This window comes from Shewanella sp. Koi 1 (assembly GCF_052907445.1).
Genome location: NZ_JBREJM010000002.1, coordinates 1 through 4,425 on the forward strand (window position 1 = coordinate 1; position 4,425 = coordinate 4,425).

Sequence of the window (4,425 nt, forward strand, 5' to 3'; positions counted from 1 at the left end):
TGAATGTGGTATTTTTTAAATAAATTAAGTAGTTTCGTTGAGTGAATATAAACAAAAAAAATTAAGGTAATTAAGCATGTTTAAATGTAAAAAGTGTGGTGAAGAAGTTTCAAATGCTAAAATGGTTGGTTTGATAATTGGACAAATCGGACGTGAGGCGAGTATGAATAACGGTATTTCACCACAAGCGCGAGCTGATGTTATTGCTGGTGTTGTGAGTGGCTTTAAAATCGAGTGTCCTAGCTGCAGTGGTCACAATTGGAGTTATAATTGATGGGGCTGATCGTAATCTTTGTTGTTTTAGGTCTAATCTTTTTGCTTTTTAAAAATCCAAAATTACTTTTTAAAGGTGTTCAATTTATTCTTGTTGATTTGCCTAAAGCGTTTATTAAACACGCTGGAAAACAGCAAAAAAAGTAAAAAAAGAATAGTTATGAGTGCTCATCAATAACGCGATAGTGTTGCATTATTGACTGTATGGTCATATTATGAAGTCGTAGCCCTAGAGGCCTTAAGTATTTTGTCCGTTAGAGGACTAGAAAGCCCAGATGAAAATCTGGGCTTTCGCCTTTCTAAGCCTGAGGTAGTAGAGTGGATGCGCTAATGGCCTTTATCACCGCAAGTTGCACTTGAGTCACTATCTCCCTCGATAAGTAATGATCGAATCTCTGTCCATTATCCATAAGCTTATACAGCCTCTGACGACTAACCATTTGTATTAAATCTGTTTTTGCCCAACGTTCACGCATGTCGTAAAAATTAGTCACTCTAAAATTGTCTGGTTCTATTGGGACGTGCAGGCCTTTACTGATGCCCCCAAAATTCCTCGTAGAGGATATTGGAACAACTAAGCAACCACTGTCTAATTTCCCGTTTAGAACAATAATCATCCGTTTTTTTACTATCTCAGGCGGGATTCTTCCGTTGTAATTATCCGTTAAAGGGCGCTGAGTTTCTGGATCATATTGAAATTGACCAAAGTCACACTCCAACACTTCACCGACTTTGGGGCTGTAGTTGATCATCTAGATATCCATCTTTAACTGTTTGTTTTGTTTGAAAGTAAAGGCTAGTGCGGTGACTGTTCGGCCTTTTTTGATAGTGTCGTACTCGATAACGAGATCGCTACGCTGGTTTAATTCCTCGACAGAGGGCTTGACCACCCATTTATTCAGATCTTTGAATTGCGAGTATTTGTCACCCAGACCCAGCGCGCTCCTGAAATCATCAATCAAAATCACTCGATAATTTTTGTCGTTAAAGCGCTGTAGCAGCTCGTACAAACGGATTGAATGGCTGGACTGTAGGTTTGCGATGTTTCTCAGTTTGTAGGTGGTAAATCGGCTCTGTAGCTGGCTGATATACCGTAAAACCTCATCACTCCAAGTGATTGTAATTGAACCTGCCCCCTTGATGCGCTTGGATTTCTTTTGAATCCAACGTAACTCAACATCATCATTTCCCTCTTTGAGGACGATTGTCGCCCCATAGAGTGCGTCAACCGCGCTGTATAGCTCTCTGTGGGCGTTTGGTATACCCATTAAATCAGCGAATTGTAAGGCTGTAATCGTCATGGTTTTAGGGATTTCAGACCTAGGATCTACCATCCCAAGGCAAGCTAAAACTAGCTTTTGAGCCTGAATATTCAGGCGATAACTAGCGTCAATCAAGTTGTTCGCTTTGGTTACAGATAGATTATTCATAGGTGGAATCCTTGTCTTTTACTCCACTATACCGATAGGTGGAATTCAGTCAAGGTTTCTCCCCATAAAGGTGTGAATAGAACTGCGAATCTCTCCACCTATAGCGCCCAAAGAACTGCGAATCTCTCCACCTATAGCGCCCAAAGAACTGCGAATCTCTCCACCTATAAATGCTACAGCCCACGCGCACCAAGGGCTGTAGGCGCGCTACAAACAAGAAAGATCTTTATACAAACAAGAAAGATCTTATTACAAAGGCGCAAATCTGTGGATAACTTTGAAAAATTCAACCAGTTAGAGTAAAAAGCGGCGGCTGCGCCGCGACCAAGGGCTGCGCCCTAGGTCGCCTAAAGGCTCCACCCTTCCCAAAAATGCCTCGCCATTTCCTGCCGTTGGCAGGGGCGAGACTGAAAGCCTTGCTGTGAGTGGGTTTTGTCTTCGACCGTTTAGCTGTAGCGGTGCGGATAGGTCAGTTAAAAAGCAAAAGCGGCTTAGCAGGACGGGGGATGGGGCAAAAATCGCTACGCCCCTGGCGCCTGCGCCAAAGAGCGTGTCGCTTCGCTTACATGCTGTCGCTATGCTCCAAAGCGCATGCTGATGCCATGGCATTGTTTTTCTTTTTTGTGGCTCTCTGAGCGTTTTTAGAGGCCTTTTCGACCTCATCTTTCGCGTATTTAACGAGTTGTTCTGCCTGATTTTGTATTTCTCGGGCTTTTTGCGTCTCCCGCAAAGCCTCCTGAGTGCGTTGCTCTGCCTCGCGTGTGACTGCTTCAAATTCCTGTTTTGCGGCCAGCATTGCGGTTCTGGCTTGATGATCGGCAGCGATAACCGCCTGTGTCATCCGTGAGTTTTTCTCGCTGTGCTCCCGTTTTAATGCCTCGATCTTGGTCTCATAGTCTGCATCCTTGGCCGTGTGGTATATCCACAACTGGACGGGAACCATCACCGCCAGGGCAACACATACACCTGGGATGAAGAACACCCAACCTGCCGTAAAAATTGACCAGCCTGTTTCGGTTAAACTCCACTGGTTCCCGTTCCAGATGGCAAAGCCAAACAAGGGGATATTTGTATAAAGCCAATAGCCACCAAACCCAAGCACAGCAAGGGTTAATAAGATATAAAACAATCTGAAATTCATCGTAAATATGTCTCCGTGATCTCTGGCCTGAAATGCCCCATTTCCTGCGATACGATCTCAAGTGCGTGAGTGCGGTTTAGCCCTGAATTTTGTAACTCGTTCATCCGTTCTTGGGCGTAGCTGTGCCGTACTCCATGGGCGCCAGCACTCCAGCCAAGCGCGCGGCTGGAGGCTGCGCTAAACGATGCCGCCCAGCGTTTCCCGCCTGCGATGTCGTAGTGTTGGCCGTAGTGAACATTCCTATCGGTCACGCGCTGCGGTGACTCGAAGCGCCTTGCCTCCAAACGCTCCGCAAGGTGTGTTGGGATCACCACTTCGCGCACTAAGCCGCCCTTGCCTTTGACGGTGTAACGCATCCCTTCGCGGCCTGCGAATTTCGCTGGTAGTGCCCTAGTAATGGCGTCAGGGCTAGGGCTGCGCTCCTCGATGCGTCTTAGGGTGAGCAGTTCGTGAGAACGTAGCCCTGCAGAGTGAGCAATGGCTGTTGAAAGGGCGTTGGTGTCGCGCTGTGCGGCAGCGACTAACGCCACTTGTTCAGCCGTATAGCTGCGGGATTTAAGGATCTGTTGATATTCGGATTTTTCGGGATATAACCGTTCGTTTTCGCCCAGTTTCCCCGTGAGATTTTGCATCATGCACTGGATCGCGTGGCGCTCTTGGTCCAGTGATTTTTGCCCCACTTCCTCGCTGCGGATATTCAGGTAATTTAGCGCCTGCTCTGGCGTTAATTCGCGCAGAGAAAAGCGGTTTTCCTTGGCATAGCGGCAGACTCGGGTGAGGCAATCAGTGTAATTTTTGGCGGTAACGAGGGAGCGGATCGCGCCATTTTTTTGCAGGGCTTTGACGACAGAAGCGGCCTGTGTTTCGGCCTTGGCAAATTTACCCATTGTGTTTTTTCAGGTAGCGGGACAGGGTGGAGTGGGCGCATGAAATACGCTTTGATTTCAGCCAGCGCAACAGTTCGGAACCAGACGCGCCAGCACGGTACATCGAGAGCAATTCCCCGCGGAATTTATCCAGCTTTGAGATCCTACGGAAGTAGGGACGGTTGCGGATAGCCTTGGTTTGTGCCTTCAGTTTTGCCACTTCAGCGGCAGCATCAAATTCTGTCATTGAAAAAGTTACAAATTCAAATTTTAAGTATAAATACAACCGTTAAAAATCAACGGCAGCGATGACTTAACACCTATTAGCCCGATTTGAGATTAACGCTCTCTGGCTCGCACCTATCCAACCAAAACTCGTATCAATTAAACGTTGATAAAACGTATTGCCGTAACGTGGCTATGCGGGTTTTGCAGTTTCCATCAGGTATCTCCTATTTCAAGTGAATGCAGTTGGGTTTTCTGTGCCGGCTTTAGGGCTCGGCCTCGGTAGTTTTCACAATGCACCGGTGATCATTGAACGCTAGGGGCGTTACTCCATAAGAGCCTCAACTGTACTGCAAACCTATTTGCGAATCAAATTTGTGCGCGAAATTGAATTAAAGCCTCTGAATCTCTGTGTCTAAGTCGCTTTAGCGAGTTGAGCACAGAGATTCAGAGGGTTTTATGCACGAGACGTTTGGCATATTTGAGATGT

General features: G+C 46.5%; 7 protein-coding genes. 2 read left to right on the forward strand and 5 right to left on the reverse strand.

The window, feature by feature from the left end; translation table 11 throughout:
- Positions 1–76: 76 nt before the first annotated feature.
- Together ACUZ8J_RS21195 and ACUZ8J_RS21200 are read left to right on the forward strand one after the other, a co-directional pair.
- Positions 77–274: a hypothetical protein gene (locus ACUZ8J_RS21195; RefSeq protein WP_140907552.1), complete on the forward strand. Its 198-nt coding sequence runs from the start codon at positions 77–79 to the stop codon at positions 272–274.
- Complete coding sequence (locus ACUZ8J_RS21200) at positions 274–420, forward strand: hypothetical protein (RefSeq protein ID WP_446694975.1); 147 nt, start codon at positions 274–276, stop codon at positions 418–420. The genes ACUZ8J_RS21195 and ACUZ8J_RS21200 overlap by 1 nt, the downstream gene beginning before the upstream one ends.
- A 152-nt stretch (positions 421–572) precedes the next feature.
- Here the strand turns inward: ACUZ8J_RS21200 and ACUZ8J_RS21205 are convergent, their stop codons facing one another.
- From ACUZ8J_RS21205 to ACUZ8J_RS21225, 5 genes are all read right to left on the reverse strand, one after another.
- Positions 573–1,025: a type II toxin-antitoxin system PemK/MazF family toxin gene (locus tag ACUZ8J_RS21205; RefSeq protein ID WP_446694976.1), complete on the reverse strand. Its 453-nt coding sequence runs from the start codon at positions 1,023–1,025 to the stop codon at positions 573–575.
- Positions 1,026–1,703 (reverse strand): replication initiation protein, encoded by a 678-nt coding sequence (locus tag ACUZ8J_RS21210; RefSeq protein ID WP_446694977.1) that lies wholly within the window; start codon positions 1,701–1,703, stop codon positions 1,026–1,028.
- A 562-nt stretch (positions 1,704–2,265) separates the two neighbouring features.
- Positions 2,266–2,844: a hypothetical protein gene (locus ACUZ8J_RS21215; RefSeq protein WP_446694978.1), complete on the reverse strand. Its 579-nt coding sequence runs from the start codon at positions 2,842–2,844 to the stop codon at positions 2,266–2,268.
- Positions 2,841–3,731 carry a site-specific integrase gene (locus ACUZ8J_RS21220; protein ID WP_446694979.1) on the reverse strand — a complete coding sequence of 297 codons (891 nt, stop codon included), beginning with the start codon at positions 3,729–3,731 and terminating at the stop codon, positions 2,841–2,843. Before ACUZ8J_RS21220 ends, ACUZ8J_RS21215 begins: the two co-directional genes overlap by 4 nt.
- Positions 3,724–3,957, reverse strand: a complete 234-nt coding sequence (locus ACUZ8J_RS21225) for a hypothetical protein (protein ID WP_427724229.1) — start codon at positions 3,955–3,957, stop codon at positions 3,724–3,726. Before ACUZ8J_RS21225 ends, ACUZ8J_RS21220 begins: the two co-directional genes overlap by 8 nt.
- Positions 3,958–4,425 lie beyond the last annotated feature (468 nt).